We start from the raw sequence: 24,872 nt of genomic DNA, 5'->3' as shown, positions 1-24,872 counted from the left end.
AGCAAAAGACGCATTTTTAGAGGTACCCTGGCGTGACACGCACGCGCATTCTTGGTATCGACCCCGGCTCGCGCCTCACCGGCTTTGGCGTCATCGACGTGGAAGGTAGCCGCGCCGTTTACGTCACCAGCGGCTGCGTGCGATTACCCGACGGCCCGCTCGCCGAGCGCCTGAAGGTCATCTTCGAAAGTCTGACCGAACTCGTGACCACTTACTCTCCCACCATCATGGCGATCGAGTGCGTGTTCATGCACCGCAACGCTGACTCCGCGCTCAAGCTCGGCCAGGCGCGCGGCGCGGCGATCTGCGCCGGCGTGACGCAGGCGCTGGAGATCGTCGAGTACACCCCGGCGGAGATCAAGCAGGCCGTGGCCGGACGCGGCAATGCCGCCAAGGCGCAGGTGCAGCACATGGTGCGCGCGCTGCTCAAGCTGCCCGGCACACCGCAGGCGGACGCCGCCGACGCGCTCGCCGTCGCGCTGTGCCACGGCCATCAGCAGCCGCTCGTAAACGCGATGCGCGGCACGCAACACCGCGCAGGAGCACGCCGATGATCGGACGCCTGCGCGGAATTCTGCTCACCCGCCAACCGCCGCAGCTCACGCTGGAGGTGCAGGGCGTGGGCTATGACATCGAAGCGCCGATGTCCACCTTTTACGAACTGCCGCCGGTGGGAGTAGAAGTGGTGCTGCACACGCACCTCGTGGTGCGCGACGACGCGCATCTCCTGTTCGGCTTTGCCACCGAGGCCGAGCGCGCGTTCTTCAGAAGCCTGCTCAAGGTGAACGGTGTCGGCGCAAAAGTCGCGCTCGCCATTTTGTCCGGCATCTCGGTGACAGTCTTCGCGCGCTGCGTGCAGGACAACGACAGCGCCAGCCTCACGCGCCTGCCCGGCATCGGTAAAAAAACCGCCGAGCGTTTGATACTCGAAATGCGCGACCGTCTGAGCGACTGGCACATCGCCCCTGCGCCCGCCTCAAGCGGGCTCCCGGGCGCAGCGCTGACGGAGAAGCCCGACCCCATCAGCGACGCAGTGCGCGCGCTGATCGCGCTCGGCTACAAACCGCAGGAGGCGAGCCGCAGGGTGCTCGCCATCGACGCTGTCGGCCTCGGCAGCGAGCAACTCATCCGCCGCGCGTTGCAGTCGATGGCGAAGGCATAATCTAATGATCGAGACTGACCGCCTGATCGCTCCCCAAGCCGCTGCGCGCGACGACGACGTCGTGGATCGCGCCATCCGCCCCAAGACGCTCGCCGATTACGTCGGCCAGGCGCCGGTGCGCGAGCAGATGGACATCTTCATCCGCGCCGCGCGTGCGCGCGGCGAGGCACTCGACCATGTGCTCATCTTCGGCCCGCCCGGCCTCGGCAAGACCACGCTCGCGCACATCATCGCGCACGAAATGGGCGTCAACCTCAAGCACACCTCCGGCCCGGTGCTGGAGCGCCCCGGCGATCTCGCCGCGATTCTCACCAACCTCGAACCGAACGACGTGCTGTTCGTGGACGAGATTCACCGCCTGAGTCCGGTGGTGGAGGAAATTCTGTATCCCGCGCTGGAAGACTATCAGCTCGACATCATGATCGGCGAAGGCCCGGCGGCGCGCTCGATCAAGCTCGACCTGCAGCCGTTCACGCTGGTCGGCGCCACCACCCGCGCCGGCATGCTGACCAACCCGCTGCGCGACCGCTTCGGCATCATCGCCCGACTGGAGTTCTACACCCCCGAGGAACTCTGCCGCATCGTCACGCGCTCGGCCGGGCTGATGGGCGCGCCGATCGACGCGGAAGGCGCGATGGAGCTGGCCCGCCGTTCCCGCGGCACCCCGCGCATCGCCAACCGCCTGCTGCGCCGCGTGCGCGACTACGCCGAGGTCAAGGGCGACGGGCGCATCGTCAAGCTGATCGCCGACAAGGCGCTGACGATGCTGGACGTGGATCCGAAGGGCTTCGACGTGATGGACCGCAAGGTGCTCGAAGCGATCGTGCACCGGTTCGACGGCGGGCCGGTCGGGCTGGACAACGTCGCCGCAGCGATCGGCGAGGATTCGGGGACGATCGAGGATGTGATCGAGCCGTACCTGATCCAGCAGGGTTACCTGCAGCGCACACCGCGCGGGCGGATCGCGACGCTGGCGGCGTATCGGCATCTGGGGGTCACACCGCCGGCGAAGGCGGGGGCGCTGGGCGCGGCGGGCGATCTGTTCGGCGAATGATCAGGTCACGCGGAACAGCACCGCATCGCCGTTGGCAGCAGCGCGTTCATAGAATTCCACCACGCCCTTGATGATTTCAAGCACTTCATCGATGGGTGCCTCAATGTTTTCATCGTCGTGACGATGGCGTATCTGGTCCTCGCTGAGGGCGGTCAGCCTCTTGGCCGTGGACGCGACATCACCCGACAATGAATACCCGGAAAACTCGGGGATGGCGTCCGTCTGCTCCATCCCGCAGGCATCCTCGTTCTGGAGCAGGCGCGTCAATTCATACCAGAGGTGCTCGCCTCGCGAATAACACTCGCGGGGTTTCTCTTCGATTTCTCCGTAGAGAAACTCAGCGTAATCCAGCGACCCCTCCAGCATTCTTTGCAGTTGGTCGTCAGAAAGCGCGTAAAAATCGCCACCCATGCTCATGATGAAGTCTCACCCATTCAGTTGAATGGAGAGATGCTAGCTGAATGGGAGAGCAGCAAAGACGGCTGGCGCATCATGAATACTCGGCTTTTTGTTGAACTGCGCCCGGATCCAGCACCACCGGTTCATTTCCAGAGCAGTTTCAAGCCGTGCGGAACAAATTTGCTGAACGCAGCATCCTTGCTGACCATGGTCATTTTTCTGTTAAGCGCCTGCCAGATCAGCATGCGGTCAAATGGATCGAAATGGCTGTCCTCTTCCAGGCGCCCATAGGTGACAGCCTCTTCCGGGCTCATCCCAATGAGTTGAAAAGACATTTCTTCTGACAGTCCGATCAGGTCGTCGACACCAATGGAGCCAAGGTCCAGTTTCTTCAACCTTGTCTTGATCGAGATCTCCCACAACGAAACCGAACTGACATAGACATCGTTATCGGCGTCGCAGAGGATGCCCCGGGTGTACTCCGGTATTTTTTCAGATCCTGAGATCGTCCACAGGAATGTGTGGGTATCGAGCAAGTACTTCACTTGAAGCCCATCAACTCGTTTTCGGTCATTTTGAAGTCTTCGGCGAACACGATGGCGTTCTTGCCATCCAGCACTCCGATCTTGCGGGGCGCCTTTTCCTCCGGGTCCACATACGGAACGATCATGGCAACAGGACGCTTCTTTTTGCCATAAACGATGCCGTAGGTTTCACCCAGCCGGACCCTCTCCAGCACTTCTGAGAACTGGGCCTTGATTTCGCCGACAGGTAAGGTTTTCATGGGGAAAACAATACCCCGTCCCCTTGAACTTGTCAACTTGTCAAGTTCGAATCACCCCGGTCACGACAATCCGTGCGCAGCCACCCCGCCGGGCCGAGCGATGCCGCCATCGCTGCTTTCTTCCAACGCCGCCCCCTCCAGGTGCTGCGTATCCCCCCACCCCACCATCGTCAGCCGCGTGCCGGTGAACAGCAGCCGGTTGATGCTCGCATTGCCGAGCTGCCAAGTGCGCGGCGCCTCGATCGGCATCCCGCAGGCAGCGCGGTAGAGGCAGTCGAGCACGCCGCCGTGGGCGACCATCACCACCGTCTGCCCGGGGTGCGCCGCGGCCAGCCGGTGCGCGGTGTCGATCGAGCGGGCGTAGAAGGTGCGCAGTGACTCGGCGCCCTCCGGCTCGAAATCCGGCTCGCGGGACTTCCAGCGTTTGACCAGCTCCGGGTGAATTGCCTCGACCTCGGCGACGGTACGGCCCTGGAACAGCCCGAAATTGCGCTCGCGCAGGCCGGCGTCGTGCAGCACCGGCAGGCCGATGCGCCGCGAAATCGCGTTGGCGGTCTCGGCGGCGCGCACCAGATCCGAGGCATACAGCACCGCGATGTCTTCGTCCGCCAGCGCGTCGGCGACGCGCTCGGCCTGCCAGAAGCCGGTGTCGTTCAGCGGGATGTCGAGCTGGCCCTGGATGCGGGTGTCGACGTTCCATGCCGTTTCGCCATGGCGGATCGCCAGGATGCGGGTGCTGCTGCCGTGCCCCATCGGTTCAGGCTCCCGCGCCGAGGCGACGGTTCAGCGTGTAGCTGCCGGTGAGGCTGGCCTGGCCGAGCACGTGGCCGTCGATCGCCGCGCGCACCTGCGCCCCAGTGAACGTACCCTCGACCGGGCAGCGGTCCAGATCCGTGGCGTAGAGCGTGAACACGTAGTGGTGCAGCAGGCTGTCGTTGAACGGCGGGAAGGGGCCGTCATAGCCGAAGTAGTCGCCGGCCATGTCGGGGTTGCCGGCGAACCAGCCGGTGTAGTCGTTCAGGCCGTGGCGGGCGCCGTGCAGCGTGGCCGGGCCGGACTTGCCGCGCGTGGTGAACCCTTGGCTGAACGCGCCCTCGGCCACGCCGGTCAGCGTCGCCGGCAGGTCGACCATCACCCAGTGGAAGAAGTCCACCCGCGGCAGGTCGGCCGGCACTTCGCGGTCGGTCTGGTTGACGTCGTCGCCACGGCTCGGCACGTCCGGGTCGTGGCAGATCAGCACCAGCGAGCGCGTGCCCGCGGGCAGGTCGCTCCAGGCGAGATGCGGGCTGACGTTGTCCGAGAAGGTGACGCCGGCCGCCGCGTCCGGGCGGCCGGCGGAGAAACGGGCGGGGATGGCGGCGCCATCGGTCAGGCTGTCGCTGTGCAGTTGCATGTCGGGTTTCCTTCGAAGTGCGGGGATGCGGGGTTGTCAGACGCCCCAGACGATGTCCTTGCCGGCCTCGTGGGCGCGCTTGAGCAGTTCGATGAACGGCCAGGCGCGCTGGCGCAGGCTGACTTCCTTGGGCGGGGGCATCGTGTGGCCCTCGGCGGCGGCGTCGGCCTCGGCGGTGCGGCGGGCGCGGTCTTCATCGGCCACGGCGTGCTCCAGCGCGGCGATGGCGGCGGGCATCTGTTCCGGCAGGAAGATGCCCTGCGCCGCCGGCTCGCGGCCCACCAGTGCCATGATGCGGTCGCCAACGGGGGCGGTCATGATCAGGTCACCTTCGACCTTGGACTTGAACTTGTACAGCATGGCAATCCTCCTGCTTCATCGGGTTCGATGGGATGGAACGATTGTGCAGCAGGCTCAGTGTGTTGTGCTGTCAGCGGACACGCCGAGTGCGGCGGCGATCTGCGTGCGCACCGCCTCGCCCAGCGCGCGCCGGTCGAGGCCGTCGACGGGCTGCTGCGGCAGGATGTCGATGTGCACCACCAGCCCCTCGGCGCAGACGATGGTCCAGAGGCTCTCGGCCAGCGTCGTGTCGCCGATGTAGGCCGCCGCCGGGCTGACGGCATGGTCCGGATCGGAGAATCGCAGCGCCAGCGGCTGCAGCGGCGTGCCGGTGGCGACCGCCGCCTGCAGCAGGTTGGCGTGGAAGGGCAGCAGGTGGCGGCCGTCGGAGGTCGTGCCTTCGGGGAAGACGGCGACCGTGTCCCCCTCGCGCAGCGCCTGCGCCGACTGGTGCACCACGCGCAGCGCGTCGCGCTTGTTCTCGCGCTCGATGAACAGCGTGCCGGCCGCGCCGATCAGCCAGCCGAGCACCGGCCAGGCCTTGACGTCGGACTTGGACACGAAGCGCGCCTGCGGACAGACCGCGTGCACGGCGGCGATGTCGAGCCACGAGACGTGGTTGGCGACCACCAGCTGCGGGCCAAGCTGGAAGCGCCCCATGGGCTGCAGGCGCATGCCGAGAAGCGCCAGCAGCTTGGCGGACCACCACTGGATGCGGGCGCAGCGGTGCGCGGCGCTGGCGCCATCGAACTCGCGCCATGCCACCCAGACGCCGTGCAGGATGTGCACGACCACCCGGCCAAGGCGCCAGACCGCCCGCACGCGGCGCAGGAGCATCAGCGCGTCTCGTGGGCGACGGTGCCGGCCACGAGCGTGGTGCGCACACGGCCCGGCAGCGCCATCCCCGTGTCGGCGAAGGCGAAGGGCGTGTACTTGCCCTGGCTGAGCAGAACATCCGGCGTGACCGGCCAGAGGGCGTCCGGGTCGAACACGCAGACATCGGCCACGCCGCCCTCGACCAGCCGGCCGGCGCTCGACGACAGCGAGCCCAGCGCATCGCCCAGCACGCGCACCGGCTCGGAGGTGACCCGCGCCAGCGTCGCCGGCAGCGACAGGCCCACGTCCGCGCCCCACTTCAGCGCCAGGCTCAGCAGCAACTCCAGCCCGGTGGCGCCCGGCTCGGCCTCGGCGAAGGGCAGCGTCTTGGCGTCGCCCTCGACCGGCGTGTGGTCGGAGACCAGCGCGTCGATCGTGCCGTCGGCCAGCGCGGCGCGCAGCGCGTCGCGGTCGCGGCCCTGGCGCAGCGGTGGCGTCAGGCGCATCGCGGGGTTGAAGTAGCCGATGTCGATCTCGGTCAGGTGCAGCGAGTTGATGCTGACGTCCGCGGTCACCGGCAGGCCTTCCGCCTTGGCGCGGCGCAGCAGCTCGACCCCGGCCGCGCTCGACAGCCGGCACAGGTGGACCCGCGCCCCCGTGGAACGCATCAGATCGAAGATCGTGTGCATCGCGATCGTCTCGGCCGCCACCGGCACGCCGGACAGGCCCATGCGCGTGGCGACACCACCGCTGGCCGCGACGCCCTTGCCGAGCCAGTAGTCCTGCGGGCGCAGCCAGACGGTGTAGCCGTGGGTCGAGGCGTAGAGCATGGCGCGTTGCAGCACCAGCGTGTCCTTGACCGCCACTTCCGCCTGCGAGAAGCCGACGCAGCCGGCCTCGGTCAGCTCGACCATCTCGGTCAGCGTCTCGCCCTTGAGGCCCCGGGTCAGCGCGCCCAGCGGGAACAGCCGGCACAGGCTGAGCTTGCGGGCGCGGAACTTGAGCATCTCGACCAGGCCGGGTTCGTCGAGCGCCGGGTCGGTGTCGGGCGGGCAGACGAGGCTGGTCACACCACCGGCGGCGGCGGCGTTCAGCTCGCTCTCCAGCATCCCCTTCTGCTCCTGGCCCGGCTCGCGCAGGCGCGCGGCCAGATCGACCAGACCGGGGGCGACGATGCAGCCGGCGGCGTCGAGCGTGCGGTTCGGGTGGAAATCGGTGGGTGTGCAGCCGATGCCGACGATGCGGCCGGCGGCGATCGCCACTTCGGTGACTTCGTCGCGCCCGGAGGCCGGGTCGATCACGCGGCCGTTCTTGATCAGGATCTTCATGCTTCGTTCCCCGCGATGATCGACATCACCGCCATGCGCACCGCGATGCCGAAGGTCACCTGCGGCAGGATCACGCTGTGCTGCCCGTCGGCGACCGACGAGTCGATTTCCACGCCGCGGTTGATCGGCCCCGGGTGCATCACGATCGCGTCCGGTGCGGCCAGTGCGAGCTTCTCCTCGGTCAGGCCGTAGCTCTTGAAGTACTCGCCCGCGCTCGGCAGCATCGCGCCGGTCATGCGCTCGTTCTGCAGGCGCAGCATGATGATGACGTCGGCGTCCTTGATGCCCTCGGCCATGTCGTGGCAGACGCGCACGCCCATCTCGCGCAGGTCGCCCGGCACCAGCGTCTTCGGCCCGACGGCGCGGATTTCCGGCACGCCCAGCGTGGTCAGCGCATGGATGTCCGAGCGCGCCACGCGGCTGTGCACGATGTCGCCGACGATGGCCACCCGCAGCTTGGTGAAGTCCTTCTTGTAGTGGCGGATCGTGTACATGTCGAGCAGCCCCTGCGTGGGGTGCGCGTGGCGGCCGTCGCCGGCATTGACGACGTGGACATGCGGGGCGCAGTGCTGCGCGATCAGGTAAGGCGCGCCCGACTCGCTGTGGCGGACCACGAACATGTCGGCGTGCATCGCGGACAGGTTGGCGATGGTGTCGAGCAGGCTCTCGCCCTTGGCCGCGCTGGACTTGGCGATGTCCAGGTTGATCACGTCGGCGCTCAGGCGCTTGGCGGCGATCTCGAAGGTGGTGCGGGTGCGGGTCGAGTTCTCGAAGAACAGGTTGAACACCGACTTGCCGCGCAGCAGCGGCACCTTCTTCACTTCCCGGTCACTGACCGAGAGGAAGGTGCTCGCCGTGTCGAGGATGTGGTGCAGCACCGCCTTGGGCAGGCCTTCGATCGACAGCAGGTGGATCAGCTCGCCGTGCTTGTTGAGCTGGGGGTTGCGGCGCGACAGCATCAGCGGGCCTCCTGGGCATCTTGGACGGTGAAGCGGAAACGACCGGCGTCATCGCGGTCCAGTGCCAGCTGCTGCGTGGCCGGCAGCGCCAGACGCGCCGCGGCAAACGCCGGTTGGATCGGCAGCTGGCGACCACCGCGGTCGACCAGCACCGCGAGCTGCACCGAGGCCGGGCGGCCGAAGTCGAACAGCTCGTTGATGACGGCGCGGATGGTGCGCCCGGTATAGAGCACATCGTCGATCAGCACGATCGGGCGGCCGTCCACCGAGAACGGCAGGTTGGTCGCATCGGTGGTCGAGCCCAGGCCGCGCGAGCCGAAGTCGTCGCGGTGCATGGTGCTGGAGATCACGCCGTGCGGGGTGGCCAGGCCCAGGTCGCGCTGCAGGCGCTCGGCCAGCCAGGCGCCGCCCGACCACACGCCCACCAGCACCACATCGGGCACGATCAGGCCACGCACACCGGCCAGCAGCTCGGTGTAGAGCGCCTCGGCGTCAAGGTGCAGACTCATCGGGGTTCCTTTCGTTCTTGTTCGTCCAGATATTGCGTGAGCAACAGGGCCGCCGCCGCCGCGTCGGCATCGCGCGCACCGCCCGCCAGCACCTCGGTGGTGCTGTAGCGCTCGTCCACCTCGAACACCGGCAGGCGGAAACGTCCCTGCAGTTGCCGGGCAAAGCGCTGCGCGCGGCGGGTATTGTCGTGGGCGGCCCCGTCCGGGTGGAAGGGGATGCCCACCACCAGCGCGTCCGGCTGCCACTCCTGGATCAGCGCGGCGATCTTCACGAAGCGGGCGTCGCCCTCGGCCGTGACCGTCGTCAGCGGCGTGCCGTGGCCGAGCAGGCGGTTGCCGCTGGCCACGCCGGTGCGCTTGAACCCGTAGTCGAAGGCGAGAAACGTCTGGTGCGGGCAGGACGGCGGCAGCGGCGGTGTGCGCGCGGGCGGGGTGTCCGCCGCGGTCATGCGTGTCCCGCGTCTTGCGACAGCATCGCCGGATCGACCCCCAGCAGCGCCAGCGCGCGCTGGTAGCGCTGCTCGACCGGCGTGTCGAAGATGACGGCGGGATCGGCGTCGACATTGAGCCAGCCGTTGCGCGCCATCTCGTCTTCGAGCTGCCCGGCACCCCAACCGGCATAGCCCAGCGTGATGAGCACCCGCTTCGGACCTTCGCCGCCCGACAGCGCTTCGAGCACGTCGCGGCTGGTCGTCATCGCCAGTCCGCCGGGCACCGAGAGTGAAGAGGTGTAGGGCGCGTGGTCGTCGGCCTGGCGGTCGTGGAGCACGAAACCGCGTTCGGTCTGCACCGGGCCGCCGTAGTAGACCGGCGTGTCGGCCAGGTCCGGGCGGTCGAGCGTCATGTCCACCCGCTCGAACAGGTTGCTGACCGTGATGTCGATCGGTTTGTTGATCACCAGGCCCAGCGCACCGCGTTCGGTGTGCTCGCACAGGTAGACGACGGAGCCAGCAAAGCTGTCGTCCGCCATGCCGGGCATGGCGATCAGGAACTGGTTGGTGAGGTTGATACTGCCAAGGGCGGACATGGCGCGGATTGTACCGATCGCGCAAACTGGCGGACATGCACAGCCTGCTCCCGCCCCCACCCCGCCTGGACCCCGTGGACCGCGCCCTGGTCTGGTTCCGCCGCGACCTGCGCCTCGACGACCACGCCGCGCTGCACCGCGCCCTGCGCCACGCGCGGCAGGTCTGGTGCGTCTTCATCTTCGACACGACCATCCTCGACGCCCTGCCCCGCGCGGACCGGCGCGTCGAGTTCCTCTGGCACGGCGTGGAAGAACTGGACCGGCTGCTGCGCGAGCGCGGCGGCGGCCTGCTGGTGCGCCATGGCGATCCGCGCACCGAGATTCCGGTGCTGGCGCGCGCGCTGCACGTGCAAGCCGTGCACGTCAGCCGCGACTACGAGCCGGCCGCGGTGGCACGCGATGCCAAGGTGCGCGGCGCGCTGGCGGACGCTGGCATCTCCTTCCTGAGCTGGAAGGACCAGGTCATCTTCGAGCACGAGGAGGTGATGACCGCCGGGGGCACGCCCTTCTCGGTCTTCACGCCCTACAAGAACGCCTGGCTGAAGAAGCTCGATCCGTTCTACCTCACGGCCTACCCGATCGAGCGCCATGCCCACGCACTGGCCCAACCACCCGCGGCGCTGGACCGGGGCCTGCCGCGGCTGTCGGACCTGGATTTCCTGCCCACCGACATGGCCACCCGGCTGCACCCGGGGGCCAGCGGCGGCGCGCACCTGCTGCTCGACTTCCTGGAGCGCATCGACCACTACGAGGACACCCGGAACTTCCCCGCCGTGAAAGGCCCGAGCTACCTGAGCGTGCACCTGCGCTTCGGCACCGTCTCGATCCGCCAGCTCGCCCGACTGGCGCACGAGCGCATGGTCGGCGGCTCGCGGGGGGCCGAGGTCTGGCTGTCGGAGCTGATCTGGCGCGATTTCTATTTCCAGATCCTGCACCACCACCCGCGCGTGGTCGGCCACTGCTTCAAGCCCGACTACGACGCGGTGAAATGGGACCACGGCAAACACGCCGACGCGCTGTTCACCGCCTGGTGCGAAGGCCGCACCGGCTACCCCCTCGTGGACGCCGCGATGCGCCAGCTCAACCAGACCGGCTACATGCACAACCGGCTGCGCATGGTCGCGGCGAGTTTCCTCACGAAACACCTCGGCATCGACTGGCGGCGGGGCGAGGCGTATTTCGCGCTGCACCTCAACGACTTCGACCTGGCCGCCAACAACGGCGGCTGGCAGTGGGCGGCCTCGACCGGCTGCGATGCGCAACCGTATTTCCGCATCTTCAATCCGATGACGCAGAGCCGGAAGTTCGACCCGGCCGGGCGCTTCATCCGCCGCTACGTGCCGGAGATCGCGGGATTGAACGACGACGAGATCCACGCGCCCTGGGAGGCCAAGCCGATGGAGCGGCTGGCGGCGGGGGTGGAGCTGGGGACAACCTATCCGGCGCCGGTGGTCGTGCACGAAGAGGCGCGGGCGAAGACGCTGGAGCGGTTCGACGCCCTCAAGAAAGCCGCGCTGAAAACCTGAGCTGCCGGGCGCAGGCTCAGAACAGCTCGATCTCGCCGCAGTGGCTCGTGTCCTCGATCAGCCCCTGCTCGACCAGCACCTCGTGGGAGTGGGTCTGGTTCCGGCCGTGGGTCTTGCCGTGGTAGACGGCCTTGTCGGCGCGGTCGAAACAGGCCTGCGGCGTGTCGCCCGGGCGCACGTCGCTGAAGCCGATGCTGACCGTGACGCGGCTGATGGCCGGGAACGCGCAGGCCTCGATGGCCAGCCGGAAACGCTCGAAGGCCTTGTGCGCACCCACCTCGTCGCGGGCCGTCAGCAGCACGACGAACTCCTCGCCGCCGAAGCGGTAGAGCTGGTCGTCGAAGCGGAACACGCTGGTCATGATGCGCGCCACCATGGACAGCACCTCGTCGCCGACGATGTGGCCGAAGCGGTCGTTGACGAGCTTGAAGTGGTCGATGTCGATCACGCCGAGCCAGTGGCGGCGCACCACCGGGACGGCGCGGCGGTCCGGCGGATCGGCGGCTTCGTCGGGCACCCCGTAGATGCGCCGCGCCTCGGCGACCGTGGCCTGCATGAAGGCGGTGTCGAAGCGCTTGCGGTTGAGCAGGCTGGTCAGCGTGTCGCGCTCGCTGTAGTCGAGCAGGCCGAGCACGTTGCGGTGGCCCTGCAGCAGGCGCCCGGCGGCCTCCAGCGCGGACGCGTCGAGCGGCTGCGCGCTGTCGAACTCGATCAGGCCCTCGATGTCGGTGTCGAGCAGCAGCGGCAGGCCGGTGTGCCAGCCGGAGGCACCGGCCTGCGGCCGCGCCACCACGGCCCGCGCGTCGGCGCAGCGGACCAGATCCGGCAGCGCGCTCCAGGGCACGGGAATGCGCGCCGCGTCGTCGAGGTGCTCGACCGGCGTGGCGCTGTCCTCCCCCTGCAGGTGCTCGCCGCAGAGGATCCAGTGGCGCGGCTGGCCCACCTCCCCCTTGACGCGCCAGAGCCGCACGCGGGTCGCCGCAGTCTGCGCGGCCAGCGCCGTGAGCAGCAAGGCATCGACCTCCGCCCGTTCTCGGCTGCGGGTCATCGCGAGCAGGGTGTCGAGCAGGTCCGGTGTGGTCGAAGGCATGCGGTGTCGCCCCGGCTCAGGAAGCGGTGCCGGGCGAGACCCCGGCGTGGGAGGCGATCAGCCGCAGCAACTCGTCCTCGCTGTAGGGCTTGCCGAGGTAGTGGCTGGCACCGAGTTCGAGCGCCAGATCCCGGTGCTTGCTGGCGATGCGCGAGGTGATCATCACCACCGGCAGCCCCGTCAGCGCACTGTCGCTGCGGATGTTGCGCAGCAGGTCGAAGCCGTCCATGCGCGGCATCTCGATGTCGGAGAGCACGACCACCGGCCGCTCGCCGGCCAGCTGGTCGAGCGCCTCCAGCCCGTCCTTGGCCAGCGCCACGCGGTAGCCTTCGCGCTCCAGCAGTCGCTTGGTGATGCGGCGCACGGTGAGCGAGTCGTCCACCACCAGCACCAGCGGCGCCGGCCTGGCCAGCTCGACCGGCTCGGCATCGTCCGGACCCTTCAGCGCGGCAACCTGCATCAGCCGCTGCGCCTGCACGCCATAGACCGCCGCCAGCGCGACCGGGTTGTAGATCAGCGCCACCGCGCCAGAGGCCAGCAGCGTCATGCCCGCCAGCCCCGGCACCCGCGCCAATTGCGCGCCGAGGTTCTTCACCACGACTTCGTGGTTGCCGAGCACATCGTCGACGTGCAGCGCCACGCGCTGCTGCGCCGAGCGCACGATCACCACCGGCAGCGTGCGCCCGCTCATCTCCAGGCTGCGGCCGGGGCTGTCGAGCAGCGCGCCGAGCCAGTAGAACGGCAGCGACTGGCCGCCGTAGAGATACTGCCCCTCGTGGTAGGCCTGCTCGACCCGCTCGGCCGGCGTGCGCTGCACGAGTTCGATCAGGTTGGACGGCACGGCGATCGAGCGCGTGCCGGCGCGCAGGATCACGACCTGCGTCACCACGGTGGTCAGCGGCAGCACCAGCTTGAAGCAGGTGCCACGGCCGGCCTCGGAGCGGATCTCGATGCGCCCGCCCAGCGACTGCACGTCGGACTTGACCACGTCCATGCCGACCCCGCGCCCGGCCACCTCGGACAGCACGGCCGCCGTCGACAGGCCGGGGGCGAAGATCAGGTCCGTCAGCGCCGCATCGGCCACGACGGCATCGCCGGGGACCAGCCCCATCGCGACGGCACGTTCGTGGATGCGGCCCAGGTCGAGCCCGGCGCCGTCGTCGCGCAGTTCGACGCAAACCTCGTTGCCCTCCTGCACCAGCGACATCGTGATGCTGCCGATGGGGTCCTTGCCGGCGGCGGCGCGCTGCTCGGGCGACTCGATGCCGTGGGTGACACCGTTGCGCAGCAGGTGCTCGAAGGCGGCGGTCATGCGGTCCAGCACGCCGCGGTCGACTTCGATCGAGCCACCGACGATGTCGAAGCGCACCTGCTTGCCGACCTCCTTGGCCGCCAGCCGCACGACGCGGTACAGGCGCTCGGACAGGCTCTCGAACTCGACCATGCGCGTGCGCAGCAGGTCGCCCTGCAGCTCGCGGGTCAGGCGGGCCTGGACGGCGAGTTCGTCCTCGGCGGTCTGGAGTGTCCGCTGCAGCGCGCTGCGCACGGTGGCCACGTCGTTGACCGACTCGGCCATCATCCGCGTCAGCTCCTGCAGCCGGGTGTAGCGGTCGAGTTCGAGCGAGTCGAACTCCTGCGCCGCGGCGCGGGCGGCCTCGCGGCGCGATTCGAGCTGGGTGTCGGCCTGCAGCGTCACGTCGTGCAGCTGCCGGCTCAGGCGCTCCAGGTTGTCGGTGAGATCGCCCAGGGAGCTGCGGATGTGGCCGACTTCGGCGTCCAGCCGCGAACGGGTGATGCTGACCTCGCCGGCCAGGTTGACCAGCCGGTCCAGCAGCGCCGCGCGCACGCGCACCGGCTGCGGATTGAGCACGATCCGCTCGGTCGGCGTGGCCGGCGTGCCACCCGGCGGGGGAACGAAGCGCGACCAGTCGATCGTACCGGCGGTGTCGGTCGGCAGCGGCACCGGGGTGGCGGTCGCGGCGCGCTGGGCGGCACCCGGTGCGGGCGGCGCGGGCAGGCGTGTCTCGGCCACCAGCGGACGCGGCGGGGTCAGCGTGGTCTGGGCCCAGGGCGCCGCCACCATCGTGGACGCGGGTGCCGACTGGCGCTCGCGCAGGGTTTCGAAGGCGGCGACCAGTGCATCGGCCCGCTGCGCCAGCGCCGACAGACCGGCGGTCGGCACCTCCGCACCCCCCGCCAGCAGCGACTCGATCGCGGACTCGAAGCGGTGCGCCAGCTCGCCCAGGCGCATCGCGCCGGCCAGGCGGGCGCTGCCCTTGAAGGTGTGCAGCGTGCGCATGCAGGCGGTCGGCGCACCAGCGCTGCCCGGGTTCTGCAGCCAGGTGACGACCTGCGCCTCCAGCCGCGGCAGCAGCTCCTGCGCTTCCTCGGTGAAGATCGGGAACAGGTCGGCGTCGACCTGGTCGATCTGGTCGATGTCGGCATCGAAGGCGTGGTCGAACACCATCGCGGACGCCGCGGCGGCCGGTGCGGGCACAGGCTCGGGTGCGGGTGCCGGGACCGGCGCGGGCGCCTCGGTCTCGCTGGCCACCATGGTCGCGCTCAGGCGCCGCTGGGCCGCGAAGCTCCAGCCCTGCAGGCGTTCGCTGACCAGCGGCGAGGCCACCTGCAGGAAGCCGGCCGCGAACTGGTGCAGGAGACGGCGGATGTCGTCGCTGACCATCACGAACAGCTCCGCCTCGGACGGGTCGATCGGGTCGACCGCCTGCAGCGCCTGCACCTGGTTCAGCGCATGTTCCAGCGTGCGGGCCAGCTGGGCCAGTTCGGTGAAACCCACGGTCGCCGAGTTGCCGGCCAGCGTGTGGGCCAGCGCCACGGACTCCTCGCCCAGCGGGCGCGGCAGCTCCATCGCCCACAGCGTCAGCTCGGTGCCCAGGCGGCGCGAGACCTCGTCGGCCTCGTTGAGGTAGATGTTGAACAGCGGGATCTGCAGACGCAGCGGGCCGATGACCTTGATCTGGTCGTCGTCGCCCTGCCGGTCGGGCTGGGCCGCGCGCAGCACGTCAGCGGCGATCTGGGCGCGCACCCCTTCCAGGTCGATCACGTCGGCGGTCTGCTGCACCGGCACCGGGACCGGCTCCTGTGCAGACGGCAGGCTGTCCGCCGCCACGGCCGGCGCCTCGCCCACATCCAGGTCCAGCGGCTCGATCTCGGGTGGGAGGGTCTCGGCCGGCACCAGATCCGCCTCGGGCAGCGGACCACCCAGCGTGGCATGCTCCGAGGTGGTGCTGGTCTGCAGCGGCGCACGCCAGCTGTGGTACTCGTCGTCCAGACCGGACGCACCGACCTCGATGCGCTCGACCGGGCCGTCGGGCACCTCGAAATCGTCGAAGGAGACATCGACCGGGGCGCTGAAGTCCAGCGGCAGGTCGATGAGCATCGACACCGCCTCCGGCTCCGGGGCGGGCGCAGGCGCGGCGCGCCACATGGCACCGCCCAGTTCCATCGGCCGGGTCGCCTGCAGCGGCTCCATCAGCGGACGGGCCGGCTCGTCGAACGGCACTTCCAGATCGACCTGTCCGCCATCGGACAGCCCGCCAAAGCGCGAGATCGGTGGCGAGGACACCGGCGGCGCCGAGGCCCCCGGCAGACAGACCCGCATCAGCTCGCCGGCGTGGCGCAGTGCCTCGGCGCCGGCCATGATCGGCTCGGGCAGGAAGTCGGCCTGGTCCCGGCGCGCAATCGCCTCGGTCCAGGCCTCGAAATAGCGCAGCGCGTCGCCGGTGAAGGTGCGCAGTTCGGGGCTGGCGGGCGTCTGCTCGGCCAGCCAGTGGTTGTAGAGCTGCTCGCAGGACCAGGCCGCCTCGCCGAAGGCATTGAAGCCCACCATGCGTGCGCTGCCCTTGAGCGTGTGGAAGGCGCGGCGCAGGTGCGTGAGCAGCGGCAGGTTGCCGGGCGTCTGCGCCAGCGCGTCGAGCGCCGCCAGACCTTCGGCCACCACCTCGCGGGCCTCTTCGAGGAAGACCTCGCGCATCTCGTCGTCGTCTTCGAGTCCGGTGGGCTGGAAGACCGGCATGTCGAGCGGACTCGGTGCCGGCGGCCGCGCCGTCAGCGGCGGGCCGAGCGGATCGAGGCCGAGCGGCGCCGTGGCGGTCGCGACAAAGTCCTGCATCACCTGCAGCACCTGCGCGCGGCCCTCGTCGTGGTCGTGGTCGATGGCGTAGCGGGCGGCGCTGAGGTGCGCTGCCAACGCTGGCAGCGCGGTGACCTGGGCATCGTCCTGCAGCGCCCGCAGATCGGCGGCGACGGCGTCCAGCGAGATCTCGTCGTGCTGCACGGCGTCGGCGATCGCCTCGGCGCGGCTGATCACGTCGGCCGAGACCGCCGAGCGGCCCATCACCGGCGACAGCACGCCCAGCAGCGGGTCGAACTGGAACAGCGACTTGGCGACGACCGGCTGCACGTTCAGCATGTCGATCAGGAAACCCAGCGCGCCCAGATTGGCGGCCAGCCGCTGGAAGGCGCTCAGCGTGCGGGCCTCCTGCGGCAGGTGTTCGCTGTGCAGCAGGTGCTCGACGTCCTCGCGCATGCGGTGCAGCGTCTCGATGGCCGCATCGATGCCCAGCACCGACAGCACGCCGCGCATCGAGCCGAGCAGGCCCGGCACGCCGGCCAGCAAGCCGCTTTCCTGCGGGCTGCGGAAGAACTGGTCGATCTGCTGCTCGACCTCGCCGAGCGTCGCGCGCAGCTCCTGCACCACGCTGCCGAGCGTCAGGCGCTCGCTGACGCGGCGGTAGAGCACCTCCATCCAGGGTTCCAGCGGCTGCGAGCGCTGTCCGGCGGTCACCCGGTCGATGCGTTCGGCCAGGCGGACCGCGTGGTCGGCGTGGCCGCTGCGGTCGACATCGACCTCGTCGAGCGCGGCTTCCAGATACAGCAGGCTGGTGGCGACCTCCATGGCCAGCTCGGGGCCGGGCGGCCGGTTGGCGCGCACGACGGAGGTGGCAGCGGCCACCAGCGCGCGGGCGAGCTGACCACCGTCTTCATAGAGCTGGCTGATCGACTCGCCGACCAGCGTGAACACGTCGAGCAGCGGGACGACCCGGTGCGGATCACGGAAGGCTTCCGGCGACGACACCAGGCCCCACGCATCCTTGGCCGACTTCACGCGCTTGCGGGTCTGCTGGACCTGGGCCGGGTCGCTGCGGCCGTAGAACGGCGTGTTGTAGTCGACCGGCGTCAGCGGCGCGAGGTCATAGGCGGCGTGCACGGCCGCGAGCATCGGCGCCTGCAGGCCGGGGCGCGGCCAGGCCCGGGCGCAATAGAACAGCAGGTCCTGCGCCAGCCGCTCCGAGAAGCCCTCGTCGCCCTTGATGCGGCTGCGCAGCTGCGCCATGACGCGGGACGCGGTGCGCTTGAGGAACATGTCCGGCGGCAGCAGCCCGAGCGACCAGGCCTGGAAGAAGGCACTCGCCAGCCGCCACAGCGTGGCTTCCTCGGCGCCGACCGCAGCCAGGGCCAGGCTCGCGCAGTCGCGGGACAGCGCCACAGCCGCGGCCGGCGTGTTCTGGCGCATCAGCCCGAGCAGCGCCCGCTCGACGCTGGCGAGCATCGCCGCATCGGCCGCGTGCGACACCCCGCCGGACAGGTCCGGCACCTCGCGCAGGCGCCAGTCGTGCGCCCACAGGTCGGCCGGGTGGATGCGCTCGGCGCTGTTCAGCTCCAGCAGCACGCGCCACTGCGGAAACAGCCCCACGGCCTGCACCGGCTTGCCGGCGAGCTTCTGCGCCAGATAGTCCAGCAGCGCCTGCGAGGCCTTCTCGATCGCCTCGACCCCGGCCGCATCGAGCCGCTGCGGTTTGGCGACAAAGCGCTGCACCAGCTGTTCGGCCGAGCGCAGCAGCAGCGCGCCTTCGGGCAGGTTGACCAGTTCCAGCGCGCCCACGCCCTGGTGGATCTGCTGGCGGGCGGTGCGCAGGACGGCCGGCTCGACGTCGTCCAGGTCGGAGCCCGCGGCCGCGCCGACCTCGCGCAGGTAACGGCGCAGCGACTTGTGCGCCGCCTCCAGCGTCTTGCGGAGTTCCTCCAGCACCCAGGCAAGGGCGCTGAGGTCATCGGTCACGGCGGTGTGGTGCGGGTCCATCGGCATCAACTGATCTTGAATCGCGCCACCGACTGCCGCAATTCCTCGGCCGTGCGGGACAACTGGCGCACCAGCTGCGCGGTGGAGCGGGTGCCTTCGCCGGTCTGTTCGGTGACCGCGAAGATGTGCTGGATATTCTGCGCCACGATCGTGGCGTTTTCGGCTTCCTGGCGGGCCTGCGCCGAGATGGCCTCGATCAGCTCGGCGAGCTGGCGCGAGACGCGGTCGATCTCGGTCAGCGCGGTGCCGGCGTTGTCGGACAGCTTGGCGCCCTCGACCACCCCTTGCGTCGAGCGCTCCATCGCCACCACGGCATCCGCGGTGTCGGTCTGGATGGTCTTGACCAGCACGGCAATCTGGCGTGTGGCGTCACCCGAGCGCTCGGCCAGCCGCTGCACCTCCTCGGCCACGACCGAGAAGCCACGACCGGCCTCGCCCGCGGACGCCGCCTGGATCGCCGCGTTCAGCGCCAGCACATTGGTCTGCTCGGTGATGTCGGAGATCAGCTCGGTGATCTCGCCGATCTCCTGCGAGGACTCGCCCAGCCGCTTGATGCGCTTGGAGGTTTCCTGGATCTGCTCGCGGATGGTATTCATGCCGCCGATGGTGTCGAGCACCGCGGTCAGGCCGGAGGTGGCCGCCGTCATCGAATGCCGTGCCACATCGGCCGACTGCTGCGCCTGACCGGACACGCGCTGGATGCGGCCGGCCATCTGCAGCACGGCCTCGCCGGTCTCGCGGATCTCGCGCAGCTGCTCGTCGGAGGCCGCCAGCAGCTCGGTGGAGGTGGCCTCGACCTGCTGCGTCGTGTCGGTCACCCGCGCCACCGTGCCCTGCACCTGCGAGACCAGCGAGCGCAGCTCTTCCACGGTGTAGTTGACCGAGTCGGCGATGGCGCCGGTGATGTCCTCGGTGACGGTGGCCTGCTGCGTCAGATCGCCTTCGGCAACCGCCTGCAGCTCGTTCATCAGGCGCAGGATCGCCGCCTGGTTCGCGTCGTTGACGCGCTTGGCTTCACGCTCCTGGCGCTCGGCTTCGAGGCGCTGCACATCCGACACCGACGCGCGCTGGCGCTGGTCGGCCGTGAACACCAGCAGCAGCCCCAGGCCGCCCAGCAGCCCCAGCAGCAGCGACAGGCCCAGCAGCCCCACATTGAACCAGCCGATGCCACCAACCGACGACACGCTGGACTGCACCTTGGTCAGGCCTTGGCGCAGCGTTTCCGTGTCGGTGATGATGGCCGTCTCGGCTTCGCGGGCCGAGACGAGGCCCTGCAGGTTGCCGAGGATGGCGCCGGCGTGCGTGCGCAGCGCCTCGTGCGACTTCAGCAGCGCCTCCAGCCGGGCGCGCATCTGCGGATCCTTGGTGGCGGTCAGGCGCAGATCGGGGTTGCCGTCGAGCAGGCCGCGGGCCACGTCGCGGAAGGTGTTGAGGTCCTTGCCGAGCAGGAACAGCGCTTCGGGCGACACCCCTTCGACGGTGAGCGACTCGTTGGCAGACTTGCCGATGCGCTGCGTCAGCATCACCAGCCGACCGGCGGCGGACACCTCGGTCGGCAGCGCGTCCTGCTGCACCTTGGCGGCGGCGATGGCCTCGGTGGCGTCGAGCAGTTCGCCCGACTGGCGGTTGATCGCCTTCAGCGCCTGCCCGACCTGGGTCAGCAGCGTTTCCTGCGCCAGCACGGTGCCGGCGTTTTTCTCGGTCTTGTCGACAACCACCAGCAGCGGATCGACCAGGCCGCGCGTGGCCAGCGAGACGGCCTGCAGGCCGGCATCGGCCCGACCGCTGTGCAGGCCGCGCACATTGGCCGCCAGCACCGCTGTCGATTCGCGCACCTCGGCGAAGGCCTGTGGCTGCCCGGCCAGCGCCTGCAGCACCGCCTTGGCCAGCCGCTGCGACTGCATCAGCGCCTGCCCGGTGGCCCCGATCTGCGCCGAACTGCCCCCGGCCGAGCGCACGGCCATCACCGAGGCCAGCACCAGCCCGAGTCCGCCCAGCGCGAGCAGCCCGCCCAGCAGGCGCTGCTGCCGGTCGGACGACCAGCCACCGATCAGCGGCAAGCGGACCCGTGCCCCCAGCGGCGCCCGCCGCGGCGACGCACCCGAGGACGGGCGGCGCTCGTGGAACGGCACCTGCAGGCTGGACGGCGAGGCCTCGCTGATGATGGAGCCCTCGGGCGCGGACACCGTGGTCTGGAGCGAAGCGTCCTGGACGGTGTCGCGCAGATCGTCGGACTCCTCGCCACTGACCGTGTAGGGGCCGGCATAGGACTCATCGTCGGGCACGGGCGCCTCCGGCCCGCTGTGCCGCTGGTTCTTGCCCTTGAGCCTGTCAATGAATCCCATCCCCGCCTCGTCTTTCACCCGTTACGTCCGCGACCGTGCCACAGGACGGCTGTCATTCAGCGCCGATGATGCGCAGGAAACGCTCGTCACGCGGCAACATCGACAGGCGCAACTCCTGCCAGAGCCGGCCGGACGCATCGAGCCAGCGGCCACCGGCAAAGGCCGGCTGCGGCTGGTCATCCGGCACCACGGGGGTCATCTGGTCCGCGTGGCGCAGTCCCGCCAGCTTGTCGATCAGCAGCGCCGCGTTCAGCTCCAGCGTCGGATTGAACGCCACGACACGCGCCTGTTCGCGCACGGCCGGCGGAATCCGGTCGCGCAATCCGAGGAATCCAGCCAGATCCACCACGCCGGTCAGCGCGCCGCGCAGGTTGGCGACGCCCAGAAACCACGCCTCGGTGTGGGGCACGTCCAGCAGGGCACCCGGCTGGAAGATCTCGCCAGCCTCGGCCAGCGGGAACAGGAATGCGTGTCCCGCGCACTCGACCGCGAGCCAGCCGACCGTGCGTTCGATGCTGCGGACTTCCTGCAGCCGCTCGGCCAGCCGGCCCTGCAGCTCCCTCAGCGCTTCCTTGTTGGCCATGAGGGCTCCTGGTGGATGGGCTTCAGCCGAAGGCCCGGATCTTCTGGACCAGCTCGTCGGGATTGACGGGCTTGACCACGTAATCGCGCGCGCCCTGGCGCATGCCCCAGACCTTGTCGGTTTCCTGGCTCTTGCTGGTGCACATGATCACCGGCACATCGGCGTAGCGCGGGTCGCGGGTGATGGTGCGGGTGAGCTGGAAGCCGTTCTGGCCCGGCATCACCACGTCCATGAGGATCAGGTCGGGCTTTTCCTCGGCGATGCGGCGCAGGGCCTCCTCGCCGTTCTCGGCCGTGCGCACACGAAACCCCTGGCGCACCAGCAGGTCGGTCAGGACGTGCAGCTCGGTCCTGGAGTCGTCCACCAACAAGATGTTGTGTATCGGCATGGCGGGTCGTCTTGGGTGCGAAGCGTCGGGGCCCGGCTCAGCAGTTGCCGGCCCGGGCACAGCACATCAGGACACCACCCGACAGTGCAACTGCACCGCCTGGAGCAACTGGTCCTTGGTGAAGGGCTTGGTCAGATAGTCTTCCGAGCCCACCATGCGCCCGCGCGCCTTGTCGAACAGGCCGTCCTTGGAGGACAGCATGATCACCGGCACGGTGGCGAATTCGGGGTTGCGCTTGATGATGGCACAGGTCTGGTACCCGTCCAGCCGGGGCATGAGGATGTCGCAGAAGATCAGGTCCGGGCGGTGGTCGCTGATCTTGGCCAGGGCGTCGAAACCGTCTTCGGCCAGCACGACCTCGCAGCCGCCCTGCTTCAGGAAGATCTCGGCGCTGCGGCGGATGGTGTTGCTGTCGTCGATCACCAGCACACGCGTGACCGAGCGCGCGCGTTCGGGGGTGGGGGTGTCAGGCAGGTGTTCCACGACAGTGCTCACTCAGATCTGGACCATCTCGAAATCTTCCTTGCGGGCCGCGCATTCAGGACAGACCCAATTCATGGGCACATCTTCCCACAGGGTCCCCGGCGCGATGCCGTGTTCCGGATCGCCGGTCGCTTCGTCATAGATCCACCCACAGATCAGACACATCCAGGTTTTCGAAGGGCTCACGGCGTGTGTTCAGCTTGTCTACAATGGACAAAGATTGTAGCCACTGGCCCCGCCCGCCCGGCGAGAACAGACGGACCCCTTCACAACAATTCTCAGAAAACGGCCAGAGTCCCTCGGCCCTCCCGGATGAACCCCAACGCAACCGAAATCGTCAGCGACGACCCCCAGGACCTGCCGGCCCCGGCTTGCGTGATGAGCTTCAATGCCAGTGACGCCACCGGCGCCGGCGGTGTCGCTGGCGACATCGCCACCATCGCCGCCATGGGTGCCCACGCGCTGCCCGTGATCTCCACCATCGTCATGCGCGACACGGCCGAGATCTTCGAGCACACCGCGCTCGATCCCGAGACCGTCGTCGAGCAGGCCCGCAGCGTGCTGGAAGACGTGACCATCTCCGCCTGGAAGGTCGGCTTCCTCGGCAATGCCGAGAACGTCGGCGCCGTGGCCGAGATCCTGTCCGACTACCCGGACGTGCCGCTGGTGACTTACCTGCCCACGCTGTCCTGGATGGACGACGAGGACGAGGCCACCGCCTACCACGACGCGCTGCGCGAACTCGTGCTGCCGCAGACGCTTGTGCTGGTCGGCAACCAGAAGACGCTCACCGACTTCCTGCTGCCCGACTGGGACTCCGAGCGCCCGCCATCGGCGCGCGAACTCGCCGTCTCCGCCGGCAAGCACGGCACGCAGTACGTGCTCGTCACCGGCCTGCAGTTGCCCAACAACCAGGTGGACAACGTGCTGTCCTCGCCGCAGGGCGCCATCACCGGCGAGAAGTTCGAGCGCTTCGAGACCTCGTTCATCGGTGCCGGCGACACGCTGTCGGCCTCGATCGCCGCGCTGATGGCGACCGGGCAGGAGCTGCACATCGCCGTCTCCGAAGCACTGGCCTTCCTGGACCAGTCGCTCGACTCGGGCTTCCGCCCCGGCATGGGCAACGTCGTGCCCGACCGCTTCTTCTGGGCCATGCCCCCGGAAGACGAGGACGGCGAAGGCGACGAGGACATCATCGACGCGATGACCGCCGACATCGACTCGCCCACCAAGCCGCGCAGCATCCACTGACCTAACCCGGCGCCGGTCCGCCCGGCGCGAGACCGATGACCACCAACGACCAGTTGTTCGAACGTGCCCGGAAGGTGATTCCGGGCGGCGTCAACTCCCCCGTGCGCGCTTTCCGCGCCGTCGGCGGCACGCCCCGCTTCATCGCCCGCGCGCAAGGCCCCTACATGTGGGACGCCGAAGGCAAGCGTTTCATCGACTACATCGGCTCCTGGGGCCCGATGATCCTCGGCCACGGCCACCCTGCCGTGCTGTCGGCGGTCCAGCAGGCCGCCACCGAAGGCTTCAGCTTCGGCGCTCCGACCGAGCGTGAGATCGAGCTGGCCGAAGAAATCCTGTCGCTGGTGCCGAGCTGCGAGCAGATTCGCCTCGTCAGCTCCGGCACCGAGGCGGCGATGACCGCGATCCGCCTGGCGCGTGGCGCCACCGGCCGCTCCAAGTTCATCAAGTTCGAAGGCTGCTACCACGGCCACGCCGACCCGCTGCTGGTCAAGGCCGGCTCCGGGCTGGCCACCTTCGGCAACCCGACCTCCGCCGGTGTGCCGCCGGAAGTCGTGCAGCACACGCTGGTGCTGGAGTACAACAACCTCGAACAGCTCGAAGAAGCCTTCCGCCTGCACGGCCCGGAACTCGCCTGCGTGATGATCGAGCCGATCGCCGGCAACATGAACTTCGTTCGCGCGCAGGTGCCGTTCGTGAAACGCATCCGCGAACTCTGCGACCAGCACGGCGCCCTATTCGTGTTCGATGAGGTGATGACGGGCTTCCGCGTCGCCCTTGGCAGCGCGCAGAGCCTGTACGCCGCCGCGATCCCCGGCTTCGCGCCCGACATCAGCGTGTTCGGCAAGGTGATCGGCGGCGGGATGCCCCTGGCGGCCTTCGCCGGCTCGCGCAAGGTCATGGAACACCTCGCCCCGCTCGGCACCGTCTACCAGGCCGGCACGCTCAGCGGCAACCCGGTCGCCACCGCCTGCGGTCTGGCGACGCTGCGCGAGATCCGCAAGCCGGGCTTCTTCGACGAGCTGTCGCGCAAGACGCGCACGCTGGTGGACGGCCTGCAGGCCGCGGCCGACGCGGCCGGCGTGCCGTTCTCGGTGGACTGCCAGGGCGGCATGTTCGGCTTCTTCTTCATGCCCGAGCTGCCGCAGAACTACACCACGGTGATGACCACCGACCAGCCGCGCTTCAACCGCTTCTTCCACGGCCTGCTCGACCGCGGCGTCTACATCGCCCCGGCGCTGTACGAAGCCGGCTTCGTCAGTGCGGCGCACACCGACGCCGACATCGCCGAGACGGTCGCCATCGCCGCCGACGTGCTGCGCAGCCTGTAAGCCGA

25 protein-coding genes are annotated in these 24,872 nt (G+C 69.2%); 6 read left to right on the top strand and 19 right to left on the bottom strand.

Annotated features, from left to right (window positions below):
- Positions 1-32: 32 nt before the first annotated feature.
- The 3 genes from ruvC to ruvB are packed head-to-tail and all read left to right on the top strand — an operon-like array spanning position 33 to position 2,216.
- A complete protein-coding gene (gene ruvC, locus AABN02_RS17110; protein ID WP_338416113.1) occupies positions 33-554 on the top strand; it encodes a crossover junction endodeoxyribonuclease RuvC in 522 nt (173 codons plus the stop codon).
- Positions 551-1,162: a Holliday junction branch migration protein RuvA gene (gene ruvA / locus AABN02_RS17105; RefSeq protein ID WP_338416112.1), complete on the top strand. Its 612-nt coding sequence runs from the start codon at positions 551-553 to the stop codon at positions 1,160-1,162. Before ruvC ends, ruvA begins: the two co-directional genes overlap by 4 nt.
- Before the next feature lie 4 nt (positions 1,163-1,166).
- Positions 1,167-2,216 (top strand): Holliday junction branch migration DNA helicase RuvB, encoded by a 1,050-nt coding sequence (ruvB, locus tag AABN02_RS17100; protein ID WP_338416111.1) that lies wholly within the window; start codon positions 1,167-1,169, stop codon positions 2,214-2,216.
- Here ruvB and AABN02_RS17095 read toward each other — a convergent pair whose 3' ends face one another.
- The 12 genes from AABN02_RS17095 to AABN02_RS17040 all read right to left on the bottom strand — a co-directional run bounded on the left by AABN02_RS17095 (position 2,217) and on the right by AABN02_RS17040 (position 9,770).
- Positions 2,217-2,633 (bottom strand): DUF1877 family protein, encoded by a 417-nt coding sequence (locus AABN02_RS17095; protein ID WP_338416110.1) that lies wholly within the window; start codon positions 2,631-2,633, stop codon positions 2,217-2,219.
- Positions 2,634-2,758: 125 nt separating this feature from the next.
- Complete coding sequence (locus tag AABN02_RS17090; protein ID WP_338416109.1) at positions 2,759-3,160, bottom strand: type II toxin-antitoxin system VapC family toxin; 402 nt, start codon at positions 3,158-3,160, stop codon at positions 2,759-2,761.
- Positions 3,157-3,399 carry a hypothetical protein gene (locus tag AABN02_RS17085; protein ID WP_338416108.1) on the bottom strand — a complete coding sequence of 81 codons (243 nt, stop codon included), beginning with the start codon at positions 3,397-3,399 and terminating at the stop codon, positions 3,157-3,159. The genes AABN02_RS17090 and AABN02_RS17085 overlap by 4 nt, the downstream gene beginning before the upstream one ends.
- Positions 3,400-3,459: 60 nt before the next feature.
- Positions 3,460-4,152 (bottom strand): histidine phosphatase family protein, encoded by a 693-nt coding sequence (locus tag AABN02_RS17080; RefSeq protein ID WP_338416107.1) that lies wholly within the window; start codon positions 4,150-4,152, stop codon positions 3,460-3,462.
- Positions 4,153-4,156: 4 nt separating this feature from the next.
- On the bottom strand, positions 4,157-4,792 hold the full coding sequence (locus tag AABN02_RS17075) for a YbhB/YbcL family Raf kinase inhibitor-like protein (RefSeq protein WP_338416106.1): 636 nt from the start codon (positions 4,790-4,792) through the stop codon (positions 4,157-4,159).
- Between the two features lie 36 nt (positions 4,793-4,828).
- Entirely contained in the window at positions 4,829-5,152 is a 324-nt protein-coding gene (locus AABN02_RS17070; RefSeq protein ID WP_338416105.1) for a DUF1840 domain-containing protein, read from the bottom strand.
- A 54-nt stretch (positions 5,153-5,206) separates the two neighbouring features.
- Positions 5,207-5,968 carry a lysophospholipid acyltransferase family protein gene (locus AABN02_RS17065; protein WP_338416104.1) on the bottom strand — a complete coding sequence of 254 codons (762 nt, stop codon included), beginning with the start codon at positions 5,966-5,968 and terminating at the stop codon, positions 5,207-5,209.
- Positions 5,968-7,275, bottom strand: coding sequence for a dihydroorotase (locus AABN02_RS17060; RefSeq protein ID WP_338416103.1), 1,308 nt, complete (start codon positions 7,273-7,275; stop codon positions 5,968-5,970). Before AABN02_RS17060 ends, AABN02_RS17065 begins: the two co-directional genes overlap by 1 nt.
- Positions 7,272-8,234, bottom strand: coding sequence for an aspartate carbamoyltransferase catalytic subunit (locus AABN02_RS17055; protein ID WP_338416102.1), 963 nt, complete (start codon positions 8,232-8,234; stop codon positions 7,272-7,274). The genes AABN02_RS17060 and AABN02_RS17055 overlap by 4 nt, the downstream gene beginning before the upstream one ends.
- A complete protein-coding gene (pyrR, locus tag AABN02_RS17050) occupies positions 8,234-8,743 on the bottom strand; it encodes a bifunctional pyr operon transcriptional regulator/uracil phosphoribosyltransferase PyrR (RefSeq protein WP_338416101.1) in 510 nt (169 codons plus the stop codon). Before pyrR ends, AABN02_RS17055 begins: the two co-directional genes overlap by 1 nt.
- A complete protein-coding gene (gene ruvX, locus AABN02_RS17045; protein ID WP_338416100.1) occupies positions 8,740-9,192 on the bottom strand; it encodes a Holliday junction resolvase RuvX in 453 nt (150 codons plus the stop codon). The genes pyrR and ruvX overlap by 4 nt, the downstream gene beginning before the upstream one ends.
- Complete coding sequence (locus tag AABN02_RS17040; protein ID WP_338416099.1) at positions 9,189-9,770, bottom strand: YqgE/AlgH family protein; 582 nt, start codon at positions 9,768-9,770, stop codon at positions 9,189-9,191. Before AABN02_RS17040 ends, ruvX begins: the two co-directional genes overlap by 4 nt.
- A gap of 35 nt (positions 9,771-9,805) precedes the next feature.
- Here AABN02_RS17040 and AABN02_RS17035 point away from each other — a divergent pair, with 35 nt between their 5' ends.
- On the top strand, positions 9,806-11,296 hold the full coding sequence (locus tag AABN02_RS17035; protein ID WP_338416098.1) for a deoxyribodipyrimidine photo-lyase: 1,491 nt from the start codon (positions 9,806-9,808) through the stop codon (positions 11,294-11,296).
- A gap of 16 nt (positions 11,297-11,312) precedes the next feature.
- Here the strand turns inward: AABN02_RS17035 and AABN02_RS17030 are convergent, their stop codons facing one another.
- The 7 genes from AABN02_RS17030 to AABN02_RS17000 form a co-directional block, all read right to left on the bottom strand.
- Positions 11,313-12,386: a GGDEF domain-containing protein gene (locus tag AABN02_RS17030; protein WP_338416097.1), complete on the bottom strand. Its 1,074-nt coding sequence runs from the start codon at positions 12,384-12,386 to the stop codon at positions 11,313-11,315.
- A 16-nt stretch (positions 12,387-12,402) separates the two neighbouring features.
- Complete coding sequence (locus tag AABN02_RS17025; protein WP_338416096.1) at positions 12,403-18,495, bottom strand: Hpt domain-containing protein; 6,093 nt, start codon at positions 18,493-18,495, stop codon at positions 12,403-12,405.
- Entirely contained in the window at positions 18,495-20,834 is a 2,340-nt protein-coding gene (locus AABN02_RS17020; protein WP_338416095.1) for a methyl-accepting chemotaxis protein, read from the bottom strand. The genes AABN02_RS17025 and AABN02_RS17020 overlap by 1 nt, the downstream gene beginning before the upstream one ends.
- Positions 20,835-20,886: 52 nt before the next feature.
- The gene (locus AABN02_RS17015; RefSeq protein WP_338416094.1) at positions 20,887-21,417 is read right to left on the bottom strand and encodes a chemotaxis protein CheW; all 531 of its coding nucleotides are present in this window, start codon (positions 21,415-21,417) and stop codon (positions 20,887-20,889) included.
- Positions 21,418-21,439: 22 nt separating this feature from the next.
- A complete protein-coding gene (locus tag AABN02_RS17010; RefSeq protein ID WP_179633121.1) occupies positions 21,440-21,805 on the bottom strand; it encodes a response regulator in 366 nt (121 codons plus the stop codon).
- A 66-nt stretch (positions 21,806-21,871) separates the two neighbouring features.
- Positions 21,872-22,288: a response regulator gene (locus AABN02_RS17005; RefSeq protein ID WP_338416093.1), complete on the bottom strand. Its 417-nt coding sequence runs from the start codon at positions 22,286-22,288 to the stop codon at positions 21,872-21,874.
- A gap of 12 nt (positions 22,289-22,300) precedes the next feature.
- Positions 22,301-22,453, bottom strand: a complete 153-nt coding sequence (locus AABN02_RS17000; RefSeq protein WP_338416118.1) for a rubredoxin — start codon at positions 22,451-22,453, stop codon at positions 22,301-22,303.
- A 147-nt stretch (positions 22,454-22,600) separates the two neighbouring features.
- On the opposite strand from AABN02_RS17000, the gene AABN02_RS16995 reads away from it, so the two are divergent.
- Entirely contained in the window at positions 22,601-23,539 is a 939-nt protein-coding gene (locus AABN02_RS16995; protein ID WP_179633122.1) for a bifunctional hydroxymethylpyrimidine kinase/phosphomethylpyrimidine kinase, read from the top strand.
- A 35-nt stretch (positions 23,540-23,574) separates the two neighbouring features.
- Positions 23,575-24,867 (top strand): glutamate-1-semialdehyde 2,1-aminomutase, encoded by a 1,293-nt coding sequence (gene hemL / locus AABN02_RS16990; RefSeq protein ID WP_338416092.1) that lies wholly within the window; start codon positions 23,575-23,577, stop codon positions 24,865-24,867.
- The last annotated feature ends 5 nt before the right edge of the window (positions 24,868-24,872 follow it).

This window comes from uncultured Sphaerotilus sp. (assembly GCF_963924895.1).
Classification (GTDB): Bacteria; Pseudomonadota; Gammaproteobacteria; order Burkholderiales; family Burkholderiaceae_C; genus Sphaerotilus.
This window is presented reverse-complemented; position numbering and strand designations above follow the sequence as displayed.

Coding starts and splice junctions, on each gene's coding strand:
- AABN02_RS17035 (WP_338416098.1), top strand. CDS start 9,806: ATGCACAGCCTGCTCCCGCCCCCACCCCGCCTGGACCCCGTGGACCGC.
- AABN02_RS17095 (WP_338416110.1), bottom strand. CDS start 2,633: ATGAGCATGGGTGGCGATTTTTACGCGCTTTCTGACGACCAACTGCAA.
- AABN02_RS17025 (WP_338416096.1), bottom strand. CDS start 18,495: ATGCCGATGGACCCGCACCACACCGCCGTGACCGATGACCTCAGCGCC.
- AABN02_RS17010 (WP_179633121.1), bottom strand. CDS start 21,805: ATGCCGATACACAACATCTTGTTGGTGGACGACTCCAGGACCGAGCTG.
- pyrR (WP_338416101.1), bottom strand. CDS start 8,743: ATGAGTCTGCACCTTGACGCCGAGGCGCTCTACACCGAGCTGCTGGCC.
- AABN02_RS17040 (WP_338416099.1), bottom strand. CDS start 9,770: ATGTCCGCCCTTGGCAGTATCAACCTCACCAACCAGTTCCTGATCGCC.
- AABN02_RS17075 (WP_338416106.1), bottom strand. CDS start 4,792: ATGCAACTGCACAGCGACAGCCTGACCGATGGCGCCGCCATCCCCGCC.
- AABN02_RS17000 (WP_338416118.1), bottom strand. CDS start 22,453: ATGTGTCTGATCTGTGGGTGGATCTATGACGAAGCGACCGGCGATCCG.
- AABN02_RS17065 (WP_338416104.1), bottom strand. CDS start 5,968: ATGCTCCTGCGCCGCGTGCGGGCGGTCTGGCGCCTTGGCCGGGTGGTC.
- AABN02_RS17055 (WP_338416102.1), bottom strand. CDS start 8,234: ATGCTGTCGCGCCGCAACCCCCAGCTCAACAAGCACGGCGAGCTGATC.
- AABN02_RS17030 (WP_338416097.1), bottom strand. CDS start 12,386: ATGCCTTCGACCACACCGGACCTGCTCGACACCCTGCTCGCGATGACC.
- AABN02_RS16995 (WP_179633122.1), top strand. CDS start 22,601: ATGAACCCCAACGCAACCGAAATCGTCAGCGACGACCCCCAGGACCTG.
- AABN02_RS17085 (WP_338416108.1), bottom strand. CDS start 3,399: ATGAAAACCTTACCTGTCGGCGAAATCAAGGCCCAGTTCTCAGAAGTG.
- AABN02_RS17080 (WP_338416107.1), bottom strand. CDS start 4,152: ATGGGGCACGGCAGCAGCACCCGCATCCTGGCGATCCGCCATGGCGAA.
- AABN02_RS17020 (WP_338416095.1), bottom strand. CDS start 20,834: ATGGGATTCATTGACAGGCTCAAGGGCAAGAACCAGCGGCACAGCGGG.
- ruvB (WP_338416111.1), top strand. CDS start 1,167: ATGATCGAGACTGACCGCCTGATCGCTCCCCAAGCCGCTGCGCGCGAC.
- ruvA (WP_338416112.1), top strand. CDS start 551: ATGATCGGACGCCTGCGCGGAATTCTGCTCACCCGCCAACCGCCGCAG.
- ruvX (WP_338416100.1), bottom strand. CDS start 9,192: ATGACCGCGGCGGACACCCCGCCCGCGCGCACACCGCCGCTGCCGCCG.
- AABN02_RS17070 (WP_338416105.1), bottom strand. CDS start 5,152: ATGCTGTACAAGTTCAAGTCCAAGGTCGAAGGTGACCTGATCATGACC.
- hemL (WP_338416092.1), top strand. CDS start 23,575: ATGACCACCAACGACCAGTTGTTCGAACGTGCCCGGAAGGTGATTCCG.
- AABN02_RS17060 (WP_338416103.1), bottom strand. CDS start 7,275: ATGAAGATCCTGATCAAGAACGGCCGCGTGATCGACCCGGCCTCCGGG.
- AABN02_RS17015 (WP_338416094.1), bottom strand. CDS start 21,417: ATGGCCAACAAGGAAGCGCTGAGGGAGCTGCAGGGCCGGCTGGCCGAG.